The organism is Enterococcus sp. DIV1224 (assembly GCF_050555455.1).
Lineage (GTDB): Bacteria > Bacillota > Bacilli > Lactobacillales > Enterococcaceae > Enterococcus_B > Enterococcus_B lactis.
In genome coordinates this window covers 1,692,156-1,707,855 of the sequence record NZ_CP187859.1, presented here as the reverse complement: position 1 = coordinate 1,707,855, position 15,700 = coordinate 1,692,156, and the positions used below count along the sequence as shown (strand labels likewise).

The window sequence follows — 15,700 nt, the reverse complement described above, 5'->3', positions numbered from 1 at the left end:
CTTCTAGTCTACACACCTTAATTTTTCTGTCTAGTTAATTGTAGCCTATCCATCGCGTCATGCAGCAGGTCTTTGATTATTATCAGTTGCCACTGTTCGAGGATGAATATCATTATATATATAGTGATACATTCGACACGATTCACCAGCAAGACGTTATGAAACTAGTTGAGAATGTGATTTATAAAGTAAGTAAAGCAATCAACCATTCTTTTTATCAAGATCCACAATTGTTGACGAATCTGTATGCTCATTTATCTATGCGATTATCGAGAAAGAAAAAATTTGTCAATGAATATAATCCTTTTAAAGAAGATATCAAGCAGAAATACCCGGAATTATTTGATGCGATCAAGCAAGCAGTTCGACAAGAAATAAGTGAACAAAATATTCTGATCAATGATTCTTTCGTGGCATATATTGCCTTACACTTTTTGGTTTCCTACGAAAGAGAAGAAGATCTACGAAGCGTTAGAGCCGTCTACATTTGTTCAACAGGGTTGGGTGTGACTAGTCTGATCAAGCAAAAGATCAATGAAGAATTAAATAATATCACTATCGTGGCATTTGCTTCAGTATTGAATGCGCAAGAAATGATTGCTACCAAAGATCCTGATTTGGTGATTAGTATTTTTCCAATCAATGGCATCGATCGTCCTTTCATCAAAGTCCATCCATTACCCACTGAACAGGACTTGAAAAAAATTCAACAAATAATAAAAAAAATACTAGCTTCTTCCAATCAGCAGGAAAGGCATAACTTGAATCTTAGAGAAACGTCCATCAATAAAGATACTTTAGAAGACTTTAGCAAGGAATTGATTTTGAAAGCTTATACGATTTATGAACGTTTACTTGTCATTTTGGAAGCAGAATTGATCCAAGAATATCGAGAAGCTTTTTTGCTTCATGTATTCTTAATGGTTCATCGTATCACATTTGATCAACAATATATGGCAGAAGGTCGTCAAGTAGATCAGATTATTTTAGACAAAGGAACACTGGTAGGAAAAATCGAAGCAGTTTTTGCAGAAAATAATTTAGGAATCAATCAGTCAGAAATCAGTGCATTATTCTCATATATAAAAGAAGGAGCGTCAAGTTAGTGAAAATGTCAGACGAGGCTTTAAAAATTATCGAGGAAAGTCAAAATCGGGAAAAGTTAAAACAAGTGATTGATCTAATTGAAGAGCGATTAGTAGAACATGCTATTGTACCAACCGAGTTGCAGTGGACCATTCTAATTAATCACTTGAATGAGATGCTGAAACGTTCTCAAAGAAAGGAAACGATTCCCGTAGTCGATCGGGATTTGTTCAAAGAAGTATCCAAAGAAGCCATAACTATTTCTGATGAAATAGTTAGAAGTATCGGTAATTTAACCGATGATGAAATATATGTTTTGTCGATTCATTTTGAAACAGCAAAAAATAATTAACATTTAGGAGGAAACAATCATGATTACAGTAGTTATTGCAGACCGTATGGGTAAAGGACAAAATGTGGCCAAAGGGGTAGAAGCAGCTGGCGGCAAAGCAGTTGTCGTACCAGGAATGGGGGCAGATATGCGTTTGGGCGATGTGATGCAACAAGAGCATGCAGATATGGGTATCTCTTTTTGTGGTAGTGGTGGTGCAGGTGCATTAACAGCAGCAACAAAATATGGCTATCCAGAACGACATGGTATGCGTTCGATTGAAGAAGGGATCACAGCTATCAAGGATGGCAAAACTGTTCTAGGTTTCGGCTTTATGGATCAAGAGGAATTAGGGAAACGTCTGACAGAAGAATTTATCAAAAAGCATGGAAAATAGAAAGAGGGACATGAAATGAGCGTTCAAAAGACAATTCAGCAAAAAGTTATCGTCTCCGGTAAAGGGGAAACAAAGCAACATGCTTTTGCATCAGCGTTAGCAGAAATTTAAAACAAAATAATGGAACAATCAAATGTATTATTGCGAATCGAACCAGTCAATGTGGATATTTTAAAGGCGGTCGAAAACAAATACACAGAACGCTTTCTATTTTTCTTCTTCCCACGGCAACGTATCAGCTATGAAGTCGAAATTTCTGTTACTGTGGCTGTAACAGAAATAAAATTGGCAGACATATCGTTCAGCCAGCAAATGACTGAAGATCCAAATGGGATTGCCATTCCATTTGTAACTAAAAAAATCTAATTTTGAATTATAAGGGGGAAAGAATAACGTGGATTTCGTAATCATTCTAGTCAAATCGGTTATTATCGGGGGATTACTTGGTTTTGCAGCATCTGTCGGGGCAGCTCGAATGTTTCATGCACCTAATACACAAGGTTTAGGAGCTTTTAGAACATTAGGCGAAATGAATGCCTGCATGGGTGATCCAGCTTCTCATTTTTCATTTGGTTTAGGCTTTTTCTTTAATGCATGGGCTTCTTCAGTTGGTGCTGGTGCATTCACACAAGATGTGACGCATCGAATCATTCCCAATTGGGCAGCGGCAGCACTTCTAGCAAAAAACAAAGATGTCACCCAGACCATGCATGATCCGAAAAAAATGGGGATCATTGGAGCGGTTATCGGGGCAGGGGTGGTAGCCTTCTTAAACACAACAGCTGCAGCAATTCCAGAGGCGTTACAAGTGACGGCGGTTTCCGTTTTGGTACCAGCAGCGACGATTCTGATCAATACAGTAATGCCAGTTATTTTTTGGTTGGCAGCTTTAGATGCAGGGAAACGAACTGGTTTTTGGGGCACTCTTTTTGGCGGTATCGCGCAATTGATCATGGGAAATGCGGTACCTGGTGTTGTTCTAGGAATCTTGATTGGTAAAGGCGTCGATGAGAGCGGTTGGAATCGCGTCACGAAGAGCATGATGATCGCTATTGTTTTATTATTTATTTTCAGTGGATTTTTCCGTGGATTTGATATGGAAATGATCAAGAGCTTCCAGCTTCAAGTGCCTAATTGGCTTGATAACTTGCACAACATCTTTAGTGTGAAATAGGAGGAGAATCATGGAGACAACAGAAGAACAAGCAAAAGTATTAGAAGTAAAGCGGCAAAAGAGCTTTTGGTTTGCAGACTGGTCTTTTCCGCTAATCGTAGGAATTATGTCCGCTGCTGTATTTGCAGGAACACACATGTATGTGATGTATGGTGTGGGTGCATTCAATGAAGTTTCGATCGTGGCGATGTTAAAAGCCGGGCTGGATGGCGGATCCTATGGCGCAGCGGCAGCGTTTGGTGCTAGTTTCTTATTTGCCAGAATTTTAGAAGGCTCTTTAGTTGGGATCTTGAACTTAGGCGGTTCGATCCTAACTGGGATCGGAATTGGGGTACCAGCAATTCTCTTAAGTATGAAAATAGCGGCACCAATCGATAATTTTGCACTCTCTTTATTGACTGGTTTGGTTCTAGGTTTGATTGTTGGTGGCATCATTGTCTTGATTCGTAAATTTACGATCAATCAATCAAATTCCATTTTTGGTGCTGACGTCATGATGGGGGCAGGAAATTCATCTGGACGTTTTTTGGGTCCATTAATTATATTAAGCGCGTGTGCAGCATCTATTCCAATCGGCATTGGCGCTACATTAGGAGCACTAGGATTCTATGCTTGGAAAAAACCAATTGCTGGAGGTGCTATTTTAGGAGCAATGATTTTAGGAGCAATCTTCCCGGCAGTAAATATTGTAGTCGGAGCGATGACAGGAAGTGTCATCGCAATGCTTTCAGGAGTGACAGATCATGTCGCTCATGGCGGTCCAATCGTAGCAGTTTTAGGAGCAGTCGATCATGTAGCCATGTTTTTTGTAGCAGTGATTGCAGGTATTGCTGTCACTGTGTTAATGTTAAGAATTTTGAAACCAACATTACAACATACTGCAGTTGCTGCAGCAAATGGTGTGACAGTAGCAGATCTATCAGAGACTGAAACAAGTGATGTTTATACGAAAACTGAAACTTTTGATTCTATTACGGAGATTATGTCAGATGAAGCCATCGTTCTAGGAGAAACAGCAACAACAAAAGACGGAGTAATCGAAGATTTAGTCCAACGTTTAGAAAAAACAGCGGCTATCACAGATAAAAACGGGTTTAAAGAAGTCATCTATGATAGAGAAAAGGAAAGTACGACGGGAATCGGTATGGGAATCGCTATTCCACACGGAAAATCAGCTTATGTTCTTAAACCAACAGTGGCTTTTGCCAGAAGTCAAGATGGAGTAGAGTGGCATTCTTTAGATGGAAAACTTGCACATATGATCTTTATGATTGCTGTACCTGAAAACAGCCAAGGAGATATGCACTTGAAAATACTGCAACGTCTTTCACGTAAATTGATGGATGATGATTTCCGTCAAGCATTGATGGATGCGCCAGATAAAGCAGCGGTTCACCAATTATTAAGTGAAATGTAATAACATAAGATGAAAAATCGACCGTGATGAGACATAATAGATGTGTTATCATGATCGATTTTTTATTTGGAAGGGAGTTTCTGCTTATTATGAATCAGCGTCAGCAATCTTTGATTTACCAATTAATTGAAACGAATAATTATATCACAATAAAAAAGCTAGCAGAGCATTTCCATGTGTCGGAAAGAACGGTTCATAGCGATTTGAATGTCATTGAAACTTGGTTCAGAGACAAACAGCTGCCTTTGATGATTGAAAGAAAAAAGGGGACAGGGATCTTGTTGAATGGTCTGCCTCACGAAAAGGAACAATTGAAACGAGTGCTTAATGAAGAGGCACAAACAGAAATGGATAAAAACCAGCTTCGTCAATTATTGATTTTCCATCTGCTAGTAGCAAAAGACGGATTTAGTCTTGAAGAGCTTTCAGAAAAACTATATGTTGGAAAACGTACGATTCGTAAAGAATTGACAGAGCTGAAAAGCTTTTTTGAGTACCATCATTTACAGCTAGTATCCAAAACAAAACTTGGCACTTTTCTTAAAGGCGATGAACAAGAAAAAAGACAGCTGCTTGTTAAGACGCTACGCAATATGCAGAAAGAAGATCCGCAAAGTCCTTCGTTGAAAGAGTTTTTTGCCAAAGATACATTAAAAGTCATCCAACATACATTAAAAGAAGTTTTCTATGAAAATCATCTGGAACAGCCAGGAGGACTGGCTAGTGTGGAGATTCATATCTATTTTATGCTTGAGCAAATGAAACAGTACCAGAAAGTGAAATTAAGTAAAGACGAAAATGAAGTCGTTGAGCATACCCAAGCACAGCAGTTAAGTAGTCAGATCTTAGCAAAACTAGCCACTATTTACCCAATTGAATTTTCTCCTGATGAAATCAATTATCTGGCTTTGCGTATCGCCAATCTTTTTACAAACTCACAAGCAGCCACACGATTTCAAAAGGAATCTAGTACACTTGCTGATCATTTGATTGTACAAGTGGAGCAGTTTTTAGGTTATTCATTGAAAGAAGATCAGTTACTGAAACAAAACTTAAGGTCTCATTTATCTTCGACCTATTTTCGACTCCATTATGGCTTGCAGATTTCTAATCCACTGACGAAAAATGTATTTAGTACGTACACACAACTTTTTTTAGTTTTACAGTTGATTCTAGAAGATTATTTTGAGAAAGAAAATTTTTATGTTCCGCAAGATGAGACAGCTTATTTAACGATCCATTTCCAAGCGGCGATCGAGCGACACAAACATCAGAAAAGTAAAAGATACCAAACAGTTCTAGTCAGTGAATATTCAAAAGCTATGGCTACTTTTCTTGAAGCACGGCTGAACAGAGAACTTCCGGAATTAACGATTATAGATTTAATTGAATATAAGCCAGAACTAGAGAGGGAAGATTTTCCACCTGTTGATTTTATTTTGACTACATTACCGTTTAAATATGAAAATATTCCAGTAATCGAGATTTCACCAATGATCACAGAAACTGATCTGGCCTATTTGACAAAATATATGCTGGAACGTGTACCTATCAAGAAGAAAAAAACGTTTGATCTAGCAAGCTTTACTCATCTATTTTTGATCTTTCCTCAGCTTGAATGGACTGACCCAGTAGATATTTTAAATTTTATGGGGAATGTCTTAGTAGAACATCATTATGTGGAGCCGGAATTCGTCGATTCTGTCTTGGAACGAGACCGTCACGCCAGTACTAGAGTGGCACCATTTGTAACGATTCCTCACGGTAATCCGCTGTATGTAAAACATTCGATGATTTCTATTGCAACAATGAAAGAACCAGTCCTATGGCATGGGGAACAGATACGTATCGTACTGCTGTTAGCAATAAAGAGAAAGGATTTGAAACATGCAGAGTTCAAAAAAATTTTTTCTGTTATTCACTATTTAGAAAAGCAGCCAGAACAAATGGCACAGTTGATGCAATCCAATCATCCACTAGAGATTTTAACCTTGTTGTCTAGTTATGAATAAGCAGATATTAAAAAACTGCCTTTATATTTATAATAATTCTATCTATTTATTTGAAGTTGAAAAACTAAATACAAAGGGACTGTAACAAAAATCTTGTTACAGTTCCTTCTTCCGAATAACGGTGTTCAAAAGCTTGCACCTGCGGTAATAAGTCCAGCCAATTCAAAAACATGAAACGCTGTTTTTGTTTGGCTGGACTTATTACTTGATGCAGAACATCTTTTCCACAACCTCTATTTAATGAAATGGATTATAGAATCGTCCGTCATTTAGGATCACTAATAAAATCCCTATTGAACAAAAAAGGACAACGAGAAATAGTGCAAGATAATCATTCCGTTGCAATGGTTTTGCCGACAGCCATGTCCGTCCTTTTTTCTTTCCAAAACGCCGAAGTTCCATGGCAGAAGAAATCATCTCAATACGTTCTAAACTAGAAAAAATCAATGGGATCGCAATCGTCAAATTTCCTCGTACCCGTTTCATGAGAGAGGCTTTACCAGAGAGTTCATTTCCTCGTGCTTGCTGGGCTTTGGAAATCGTTCGAAAATCCTCTTGGATATCTGGAATGTAGCGTAGCGCTAAAGAAAAGGCATAAGCAATTTTATAAGAGCCACCGATTCGATGGATACTAGAAGCTAATTCACTTGGATTCGTCGTTAAAATAAAAATCAAACCTGGAGGAATGGTAACGAAATATTTAATCAGTAAATTGAATTCATAAAAAAACTGTTCTTGAGTGAGCGTATATCTACCGATTCCATCAAAGATGACATGGCGAGTACCATAGATAGCTACTCCGTATTCTGGGGCAAATAAATAAACAGTCAATAAATTCAAAATGGAGAAAAAAGCAATGAACTTCAATACAAAAGAGATCTCAGAATAACTAATTCTGGCTATCCGAAAAATGAGAACCGAAAACACAGCAAGGCAAAGCAAAAATCGTGTGTCATAAGAGACCATCCCAATAATCGAAAGTAATAGAAAACAAAAAAGTTTGGTAAAACCGCTGAGTTGATGGATGATTGTTTTTTTCGGTACATAACCGATGAGATTATTCTCTGTCATAAGGGTCCCCCTTATGCTGAATAAAAGCCGAAACGAATCCGCTAGCATCTGTCAGCTGATTGCTTTTTGCCAAATGATACAAACTAGTTTTCCGCAAGCTTGCCGAGGTAACTAAATCGGTTGAAGATAGTACCTTCGAAGGTATTTCATCTGCAATAATTTGTCCTTCTTTCAAAACAATCGTCCGTTCTGTATATTCCAGCATCAAGTGCATATCATGAGTGATCATCAAAATCGTGAGGCCTTGCTGATTCAATTTTTTCAAAAATTTCATCATTTTAGTGTAGTGATAGTAATCTTGTCCAGCTGTCGGTTCATCAAGAATCAGCAATTCTGGTTCGAGTACCAATATAGATGCAACTGCTACCCGTCGTTTTTGTCCATAGCTCAGCGCTGAAATCGGCCAGTTACGAAATTCATACAATCCGCATACTTTCAAAGTTTCCAAGACTTTTTCTTGGATGTTTATCGGATCTTCACCGCGATTTTCTAAAGCCAAAGCAACTTCTTCAAAAACTATGTTTTTAGAAAGCATTTGGTTACTGTTTTGCAGTACATAGCCAATTTTGTCTGCGCGCTCTTTGATGCTTTCAGATATGATAGATTGGCCTTTCCACAACAGTTCGCCTTTTTGGAAAGGAAGGAAACCGGTGATGAGATTGGACAATGTGGATTTTCCTGCTCCATTATGTCCGACTAAACTAACCATTTCTCCTTGATGAAGAGTTATATCGATTCCTTTGATGATTGGTTCCTTACTGAAGTGGAAGGATACATCTTTCAATGTCACTAGCGGCGTTTTCTTTTTAGAAGGAGAACAAAAAGTCCCTTGTTGTTTTGCTAAAGCAGCAGCAATCTTTGGGGAAACCAGTTGATCGACTTGTGTTAAATCTGGGAATTCTGTCAATGAGAGTCCAGAACGTTTTAATGCTGTGATGTATAAGGGTTCACGAATTCCGCACTTCGACAATAAATCACTTTTCAGCAATTCAGTAGGAGCTATATCCGCAATGATCTTTCCCTCATCAATCAAGATGACGCGATCGACTGGTGCAGCTAACACTTCCTCCAAACGATGTTCAATAATGATTGTCGTAAATTGTTGCGATTGATAGAGACGGTCAATCATCTGGATTGCTTCATAGCCTGTCTGTGGATCAAGATTAGCTAATGGTTCATCAAACAAGAGAATAGGTGTTTCATCGATCAAAACACCAGCCATTGCTACCCGCTGCTTTTGTCCGCCAGATAGATCTTGCGGACGTTTGTCTAATTGGGCCAGTAAATTTGTCTTTTTTGCCCAGAAATTGACTGCTTCTTGCATTTCTTTTTGTTCGATCATCTCATTTTCAAGAGAAAAAGCGATATCTTCAGCTACTGTTAATCCGACAAATTGGCTGTCAGTATCTTGTAAAACGGTGCCTACTTCTAATGAAAGATCATAGATAGAAGATTCACTGAAATTTTTACCATTGATCGTTAATTGACCAGTAAAACTTCCTTTTTCATTTTGTGGAATGATGCCATTCAAACATTTTCCCAAAGTTGATTTTCCTGAGCCGCTAGGTCCTATGATCAAAATTTTTTCCCCAGGATGGATAATCAAATCGATATTTTTTAATGTTGCTTCAGCTTGGCTGTCATATTGAAATGTAAAATTACGAAACTCAATCATTTTAGTTCCTCACGTTCTAAGCTTCTTTGTTCAAACTTCCTTTTTTGACTTTTGTCTGTGCATAAGCTTTCAATAAAATAATGCCGATAATTCCCGTCACAATAGCATTTGTGATTCCAGCAACGATTCCTTGCGTGAAGACTTTACTTGGGGCCTCTGCATAAATCAAAATATCTCCCACAGGCGCAATAATCACCCATGTCACTAAATTGGCAATCGTTTCACCCACGAGGAAGAGCGTGATTTCTTTTTTACCAAATATGCCTTCTTCAATCGGGATACGTTTGGTCAGTAAACCAAAAAACACACCTAAAATCCCAGATGCAATGATCCATGCCCACCAAGCACCATAAGTAGTTAAATCACCCAGTGCATGGCCAATAAAACCAGCTAATCCTGCAACGACTGGCCCGTAAACTACGCCTAGCAGCGCTAGAAAAGGGTAAGCGGTCGCAATATCCGTATTTGGAACACCTGTTGGAATGGTGACGAAACGTTTTAAGATAAAGAAGACAGCTGCTCCGATACCGATAGCTACAATATGCTTTACTGTAAATTTTTTATTCATTCTATTTTCCCCCAATTGTTTATTTATGAATACGCATTTCCAATTTTTGACCACATCATGTCAAAATTTTGTTGGATGATTCGAAATTTTCCGAAAATTCACTTCCTTTCGATAGTATCCAAGGTCAAGTAGTGGATGGACTTTATTAGTATCGATAGTCGATTCAAAAGTGGGTACAAAAAAATGCCCTAGCAAAAAATTGCTAAGGGCATAGATATGCGTTACCACCTTTGGTTATAAAATCCTCACAGACTTTACCTCGATCAGTACCCAAAAAAATCATCTTTTGGAAACTGTGCCTTGTTAACGGTAGACATCCGTATTTCCTTACATATTCGGGAAATCCGCTCAAAAGCCATTTTCAAGTAACAGATACGCATTCCTTTTCACCAAGCAGGAACTCTCTTTGGCATCTAACATTACTTTACTTTCTTTGTCATCGCGTTTCATTGATTGCTAATAAAATAGCAGAGAAGTATCCATTTGTCAACGGGAGGAACGATTGATCTAGCAAAAAGAAGAGAAGAAGTTTTTGCTAGAGAACAATTCTATTTATCAGTTAATTGTAAAAACATTTTTGAGAATTCCTTTATAAACTTGGAGCATATTGATTTAAGTCAGAAACCTTTGTTTTGATTACTTCTCTGACTTTTCTGAATTCCGCTAATATTTCTTCTTCGCTCCCGACAGCTTGTGCAGGATCTTTTAGGTCCCAGTGAAGGTGTTCGTGATTGTTTGGAACGGCAGGGCACTTGTCTTTGGCATCACCACAAAGTGTAATAATCAAGTCTGCCTGAGCAAAGTAATCTCTATCAATCAAATCAGATGTTTGTTTGGAAATATCGATGCCGTCTTCTGCCATGATTTTTACAGCTCTTGGATTCAAACCATGTGTCTCGATCCCCGCACTTCTGATCTCAAACTTTGAAGTAGACAGATATTTACGCGCGTAGCCTTCTGCTATTTGACTGCGGCAAGAATTACCCGTACATAAAAAATAGATTTTTTTCATTTGATTTCCTCCGTTATGGATTAGTACGTTATGGATTAGTAATTGTAACTGTTTATCTAAAGAAAACTCTATATGATGGAGCGAAAAAAACAATGGGTTTCTTAGTTTATATGTTTCTTTTTGTTCAGCGTATAAATTGATGTGTACAAAGAACTCATCCTGTCTTTTTTACCATAAATACACGTTAGAAACAATCATTTTGAGTCAAAAAACAACGATGGGAAAGACTATTAAAAGAGATTAAGACATGGCAGATGATGAAGGAAGTAGGGGTATAGTCAGCCGATAGATTTCTTGAATATGACGCGAGAACAATTATTCGTCTTTTAAGAAAAAAAGTAGTAGAATCAGTTCATATTAAAAATAAAAAACCTTCCATTTTTGTAGGGTTGGAGGAGGTCATTACCTTGAAAAAAATCGGCTTTTTAAGCTTTGGACATTGGATGGATCAAGGATCGCTCGTGAAAACAGCTCAAGATGCTTATTTGCAATCCATCGATTTAGCAGTGGAAGCAGAAAAAATTGGAATAGACGGAGCGTTTTTCCGCGTACATCATTTTGCCCCTCAGATTGGGCCGCCGTTTCCTTTGCTAGCGGCAATCGGCGCAAAGACGAGTAAGATCGAAATCGGCACAGGACTTATCGATATGCGCTATGAAAACCCTTATTATATGGCAGAAAATGCCGGATTGACAGATATCATCACACAAGGAAGAGTGCAACTAGGAGTGGGTCGTGGTTCACCTGAACAAGTTCTAGATGGCTGGAAATACTTTGGGTATGATTACAGTGAAGAAGAAATCAAAGAGGTGACACGGGAACGCACCCTTGAATTCTTGGAATTACTTGAAGGAAAACCATTTGCAGAACCAAATCCTCAACCAATGTTCCCACAAGGATCAGGAAAATTACGGATCGAGCCTTATTCAGAAGGATTACGACAAAGAATCTGGTGGGGAGCTGGTTCGCAGCAAACGGCAATCTGGGCAGCACAACATGGAATGAATCTGCAATCATCTACATTAGTCAATTACGAATCCCATGAGCCGTTCCATATCCAACAAGCAAACCAATTACGTACGTATAAAGAAGCGTGGAAGCAGGCAGGTCATGATTTTGAACCAAGAACATTGGTCACTCGCTCGATCCAGCCAATCACCACTGATTTGGATCGACGCTTATTTGGACAAGACCGTAGTCCGCAACAAGATGCTGTCGGCTATCTTGCTTATCACCGGAACCCGACGATTTTTGGAAAAACTTTTGCTGGTGAACCTGATCAATTAATCAAGGAGCTAGCTGAAGATGAAGCAATCAAAGAAGCAGACACAGTACTTGTCACGATTCCTAATACTTTAGGCGTTGAATACAACATGCACTTGCTTGAAACAATCGTAAAAGATATCGCTCCAGAATTAGGATGGCGGTAAAAAGGATATTTCTGTAAGTGCAGGATACTTGAGTGAAAAAATAAACACTTCTAACAATCAGTTAGAGGTGTTTATTCATGTTTTCATGAAGTTCATAGAGAAGAAAAGTGAGTTATCCGTTTGTTCAGTGAGATTGTTCATAAGCTTCTTTTACATGTTGGGGTAAATCTTCAGGAATCAGTTTCAATACGGCTTCTTCATTGCCGGTTTTTATTGCTTCTTCATAGTACCAGCTTTTGTAATTTAGCATAGCGAGTACTCTTTCTAATTTTGTTATTTCTTCTTCTACAACTTCTTTTTGCTTTTCAAATAGTTCTTTACGAACCGCAAATGTCTTACTGCCTTCTTTGCTCCATTCCATGAATTGCTTGATGTCTTTTATTTCTAAACCAGATTTTTTCAAACAATCAATGACTCTCAAAGCCTCTAATTCACTCTCTGAAAATTTTCTAATACCGGAAACACGCTGGATATCAGGAAATAATCCCTCTTTGTCGTAATAACGTAAAGTAGAAACAGGCAATCCAAACATTTCAGACACTTGTCCAATGGAATACATAAAAAAATCCTCCTAAATTAAAATTTTATCCTTGACCTAAAGTCAGGTTTAAGTTTTATCATGATAATACATTCAAAAACAAATGTCAATTTTGATCAAAGGAGCGTTTAGAATATGAGTAAAGAATTAAATATCACCCAAGAATGGGACAAAGTATTTCCAAAAAGCGAGCAAGTCAATCATCGAAAGGTGACCTTCCCAAATCGTTTCGGTATCACATTAGTCGCTGATTTATATGTACCAAAAGAAGTAAGTGAAGAGAAATTGCCAGCAATTGCTGTGAGCGGACCATTTGGCGCAGTAAAGGAACAATCGTCTGGTCTATATGCGCAGACGATGGCTGAAAGAGGCTTTTTAACGATTGCATTTGACCCATCGTTTACAGGAGAAAGCGGAGGAGTACCACGATATGTTGCTTCGCCTGATATCAATACGGAAGATTTTCAAGCGGCAGTAGACTTTTTATCTGTACAAAAAAATGTAAACCCTGAGAGAATCGGAATCATCGGTATTTGTGGATGGGGAGGTATGGCATTGAATGCGGCAGCGATCGATACACGGGTCAAAGCAACAGTCGTCTCAACAATGTACGATATGACTCGAGTAACAGCAAATGGCTACTTCGATGCTATGGATGAAGATGCCCGATATAAAATGCGTGAAGAATTAAATGCACAACGTATCATTGATTTCAAACAAGGGGACTACGCACGTGTTGGAGGAGTGGTTGACCCATTGCCTGAAGATGCTCCTCAGTTTGTTAAAGATTACCATGTGTATTATAAAACAGATCGCGGATACCATGTTCGTTCTTTAAATTCTAACGACGGTTGGAATAGGACATCAGGGTTATCACTTATGAATGCGAAACTATTGCATTATATTCCAGAAATCCGTCATGCAGTATTAGTCATTCACGGGGAAAAAGCTCACTCACGTTACTTTGGGGAGGATGCTTTCAATGAGCTGAAAGGCGATAACAAGGAACTCATGATCATTCCAGAAGCTTCCCATACAGATCTATACGACCAGACAGATATCATTCCATTTGAAAAAATGGCAACATTCTTTGAAGAGAACCTTGTGTAACCAAAAGAGGTTGTGAAAAAGCCGCTTCTCATGTTTGTTGAATATTGTGACTTGTGACCGAGGAGTTGGCAGGAGAACACCGTTATTCGAAAAAAAGAACTGTGACACATTTTTTGTCACAGTTCTTTTTGTCTCATTTCGTGTAAACAATCATTCACTTTATACTATTTATTTCATTTCTGTGATTTTAATATTTTTTGCTAAATTTTTTACATCAGCTGGGATAACTTTCCCGACTTCTGATTGCTGTGCATTCGACATGCCGCAAGCCATTGCATACCTTATACATTCTTTTAAAGGATAATTCTGTTCTAATGAATGAGCAAAACCTCCAACAGTGGCATCCCCAGAGCCTGTTGTATTCGTGATAGGAATCTTAGGGATTTCAACATTCCAAAATTCTTCTTTTACTTTGACTACTGCACCATACGAGCCGCAAGAAACCATGATGACATCGATATCTTTAAATAGTGGATTTGTTTTTAGATGGTGTTTTATGTCGCTTTTTTGAGTGATTTTTTGATGGATGATATCTGAAAACTCATGGATATTAGGTTTGATGAACATCGGTTTATACTTACTTGCTAAGACTTCACGGAGATGTTGTCCAGATATATCCATTAATATATAGGTGGAAGGATCTATTTGTTCTTTGATATATTGTAATAATTTAGCATACAAAAAGGGATCTTGATTGTTGACAGAACCATTTATTGTAATGACTGAAAGGTAATTATTTTTACTGATTTGTTTGATATCATTCATTAATTTTTTGATAGTAGCATCTGCTATTTTAGGACCAGCTTCCACAAGTTCTGTCTGCGTTTCACCATCATGCATGATGGTGACGGCACCTCTTGATTCTTCTGCAATAGGTAAAAAATGCAAATCAAACAGATTTTCATTTTGCAGCATATCTTGAATCATACCGCCAAAATAACCGCCCAAAAACCCCGTTAAAATAACTGATGAACCTAGTAAAGCAGATGCTCGTCCGCAATTGATTCCCTTGCCGCCTACATAGCGTACCGGAGAAGCAAAGCGTGTCATCGTACCTAATTCAAAGTGTTTTGTAAAATAAATGGAATCAATGGATGGGTTCATCGTGATTGTCAGTATCATTTTTGGGCTCCTTTAATATGGTTAAGTATTTTGAATAATGATGGAAATCTTGTTCTGATAAATGATTATCGGTTATTAGATAATCAAAATCGGTTAATTTTCTAAAAGTATAGACATCTGATTTATTTAATTTTGAATAATCTGTAACAATACATTTGATTTTGGCTGCATTGAGCGCTGCATTTTGAATATTTCCCTCAATAAATTGAGCAGTTGTGACATTATTTTCAAATATTCCATTTGTTGCAGCGAAAGAGATATCGACATTCAAACTTTCAAAAGATCTTTCTGCAACTTCCCCAATGAACTCTTCTGTAATAGGAGAAAATTCGCCACCAGTAAGTAAAATCCGATAACTAGTATGATTCTTCAAATAGTTGAAAGCAATCAAACTATTTGTAATTACAAATAGATTTTTCTTTTGAATGAAAGGGAGTGCATACAGGATCGTTGTACCGGCGCCTACATAAATAGTAGAATTATCCGGAATTATACTGTTCATGACTTGGCCAATATATTTTTTTTCGGCTACATTCGTATCAATCTTTTCTTGAGTCGATAGTTCTCGATTATAAGGTTCCTTTCGTTCAACGCCACCATACAGCTTTTTTACTTTATTTTTTTTTGCTAATTCAGTGACATCTCGGCGTATGGTCATTTCTGATACGCCTAATTTGTTAGCGATTTCTGAATTAGTTAAATAAAAATCTTTCTCTAATAACGTAATGATTCGTTCTTGTCTTTCTTTTTTCAACAT

At 37.8% G+C, this 15,700-nt stretch carries 14 protein-coding genes, 3 pseudogenes and 1 other annotated feature; of the genes and pseudogenes, 10 read left to right on the top strand and 7 right to left on the bottom strand.

Features of this window, described 5'->3' with window-relative positions:
- Positions 1-50: 50 nt before the first annotated feature.
- The 8 genes and pseudogenes from IGK53_RS08285 to IGK53_RS08250 form a co-directional block, all read left to right on the top strand.
- A pseudogene (locus tag IGK53_RS08285) lies at positions 51-1,106 on the top strand (BglG family transcription antiterminator); the annotation flags it as partial.
- A complete protein-coding gene (locus IGK53_RS08280; protein ID WP_002291790.1) occupies positions 1,106-1,438 on the top strand; it encodes a PRD domain-containing protein in 333 nt (110 codons plus the stop codon). The pseudogene IGK53_RS08285 and the gene IGK53_RS08280, both read left to right, overlap by 1 nt.
- 19 nt (positions 1,439-1,457) lie before the next feature.
- Positions 1,458-1,814 carry a glycine-rich SFCGS family protein gene (locus IGK53_RS08275; RefSeq protein ID WP_002291791.1) on the top strand — a complete coding sequence of 119 codons (357 nt, stop codon included), beginning with the start codon at positions 1,458-1,460 and terminating at the stop codon, positions 1,812-1,814.
- Between the two features lie 15 nt (positions 1,815-1,829).
- Positions 1,830-2,180, top strand: a pseudogene (locus IGK53_RS08270) (DUF4312 family protein).
- Positions 2,181-2,208: 28 nt separating this feature from the next.
- Positions 2,209-2,988, top strand: a complete 780-nt coding sequence (locus IGK53_RS08265) for a DUF4311 domain-containing protein (protein ID WP_002309666.1) — start codon at positions 2,209-2,211, stop codon at positions 2,986-2,988.
- 10 nt (positions 2,989-2,998) lie between these two features.
- A pseudogene (locus IGK53_RS08260) lies at positions 2,999-3,664 on the top strand (DUF4310 family protein); the annotation flags it as partial.
- On the top strand, positions 3,641-4,405 hold the full coding sequence (locus tag IGK53_RS08255; protein WP_370531477.1) for a PTS sugar transporter subunit IIA: 765 nt from the start codon (positions 3,641-3,643) through the stop codon (positions 4,403-4,405). The pseudogene IGK53_RS08260 and the gene IGK53_RS08255, both read left to right, overlap by 24 nt.
- 89 nt (positions 4,406-4,494) lie before the next feature.
- On the top strand, positions 4,495-6,417 hold the full coding sequence (locus tag IGK53_RS08250) for a BglG family transcription antiterminator (protein ID WP_002291796.1): 1,923 nt from the start codon (positions 4,495-4,497) through the stop codon (positions 6,415-6,417).
- A gap of 237 nt (positions 6,418-6,654) precedes the next feature.
- Here IGK53_RS08250 and IGK53_RS08245 read toward each other — a convergent pair whose 3' ends face one another.
- The 4 genes from IGK53_RS08245 to arsC all read right to left on the bottom strand — a co-directional run bounded on the left by IGK53_RS08245 (position 6,655) and on the right by arsC (position 10,743).
- Positions 6,655-7,488, bottom strand: coding sequence for an energy-coupling factor transporter transmembrane component T family protein (locus IGK53_RS08245; protein WP_002291797.1), 834 nt, complete (start codon positions 7,486-7,488; stop codon positions 6,655-6,657).
- A complete protein-coding gene (locus IGK53_RS08240; RefSeq protein ID WP_002291798.1) occupies positions 7,475-9,163 on the bottom strand; it encodes an ABC transporter ATP-binding protein in 1,689 nt (562 codons plus the stop codon). The genes IGK53_RS08245 and IGK53_RS08240 overlap by 14 nt, the downstream gene beginning before the upstream one ends.
- Before the next feature lie 16 nt (positions 9,164-9,179).
- On the bottom strand, positions 9,180-9,731 hold the full coding sequence (locus IGK53_RS08235; protein WP_002291799.1) for an ECF-type riboflavin transporter substrate-binding protein: 552 nt from the start codon (positions 9,729-9,731) through the stop codon (positions 9,180-9,182).
- A 201-nt stretch (positions 9,732-9,932) separates the two neighbouring features.
- Positions 9,933-10,180 (bottom strand) — a binding site (T-box leader).
- Between the two features lie 140 nt (positions 10,181-10,320).
- Entirely contained in the window at positions 10,321-10,743 is a 423-nt protein-coding gene (gene arsC / locus IGK53_RS08230; RefSeq protein WP_002291802.1) for an arsenate reductase (thioredoxin), read from the bottom strand.
- Positions 10,744-11,150: 407 nt separating this feature from the next.
- Between arsC and IGK53_RS08225 the strand changes: the two genes are divergently transcribed.
- On the top strand, positions 11,151-12,173 hold the full coding sequence (locus IGK53_RS08225; RefSeq protein ID WP_002291803.1) for an LLM class flavin-dependent oxidoreductase: 1,023 nt from the start codon (positions 11,151-11,153) through the stop codon (positions 12,171-12,173).
- A gap of 124 nt (positions 12,174-12,297) precedes the next feature.
- Here IGK53_RS08225 and IGK53_RS08220 read toward each other — a convergent pair whose 3' ends face one another.
- Complete coding sequence (locus IGK53_RS08220) at positions 12,298-12,732, bottom strand: MerR family transcriptional regulator (RefSeq protein WP_002291805.1); 435 nt, start codon at positions 12,730-12,732, stop codon at positions 12,298-12,300.
- Positions 12,733-12,846: 114 nt separating this feature from the next.
- Here IGK53_RS08220 and IGK53_RS08215 point away from each other — a divergent pair, with 114 nt between their 5' ends.
- Positions 12,847-13,821, top strand: a complete 975-nt coding sequence (locus IGK53_RS08215; RefSeq protein WP_002329085.1) for an alpha/beta hydrolase — start codon at positions 12,847-12,849, stop codon at positions 13,819-13,821.
- 168 nt (positions 13,822-13,989) lie between these two features.
- On the opposite strand, the gene IGK53_RS08210 is transcribed toward IGK53_RS08215, so the two are convergent.
- A complete protein-coding gene (locus IGK53_RS08210; protein ID WP_002291810.1) occupies positions 13,990-14,943 on the bottom strand; it encodes a 1-phosphofructokinase family hexose kinase in 954 nt (317 codons plus the stop codon).
- The gene (locus tag IGK53_RS08205) at positions 14,909-15,700 is read right to left on the bottom strand and encodes a DeoR/GlpR family DNA-binding transcription regulator (RefSeq protein ID WP_002329086.1); all 792 of its coding nucleotides are present in this window, start codon (positions 15,698-15,700) and stop codon (positions 14,909-14,911) included. The genes IGK53_RS08210 and IGK53_RS08205 overlap by 35 nt, the downstream gene beginning before the upstream one ends.

Bases quoted from the DNA above. Each gene is read 5' to 3' on its own strand.
- IGK53_RS08275 (WP_002291791.1), top strand. From the start codon at position 1,458: ATGATTACAGTAGTTATTGCAGACCGTATGGGTAAAGGACAAAATGTG.
- IGK53_RS08255 (WP_370531477.1), top strand. From the start codon at position 3,641: ATGATTTTAGGAGCAATCTTCCCGGCAGTAAATATTGTAGTCGGAGCG.
- IGK53_RS08250 (WP_002291796.1), top strand. From the start codon at position 4,495: ATGAATCAGCGTCAGCAATCTTTGATTTACCAATTAATTGAAACGAAT.
- IGK53_RS08245 (WP_002291797.1), bottom strand. From the start codon at position 7,488: ATGACAGAGAATAATCTCATCGGTTATGTACCGAAAAAAACAATCATC.
- IGK53_RS08240 (WP_002291798.1), bottom strand. From the start codon at position 9,163: ATGATTGAGTTTCGTAATTTTACATTTCAATATGACAGCCAAGCTGAA.
- IGK53_RS08235 (WP_002291799.1), bottom strand. From the start codon at position 9,731: ATGAATAAAAAATTTACAGTAAAGCATATTGTAGCTATCGGTATCGGA.
- arsC (WP_002291802.1), bottom strand. From the start codon at position 10,743: ATGAAAAAAATCTATTTTTTATGTACGGGTAATTCTTGCCGCAGTCAA.
- IGK53_RS08220 (WP_002291805.1), bottom strand. From the start codon at position 12,732: ATGTATTCCATTGGACAAGTGTCTGAAATGTTTGGATTGCCTGTTTCT.
- IGK53_RS08215 (WP_002329085.1), top strand. From the start codon at position 12,847: ATGAGTAAAGAATTAAATATCACCCAAGAATGGGACAAAGTATTTCCA.
- IGK53_RS08210 (WP_002291810.1), bottom strand. From the start codon at position 14,943: ATGATACTGACAATCACGATGAACCCATCCATTGATTCCATTTATTTT.
- IGK53_RS08205 (WP_002329086.1), bottom strand. From the start codon at position 15,700: ATGTTGAAAAAAGAAAGACAAGAACGAATCATTACGTTATTAGAGAAA.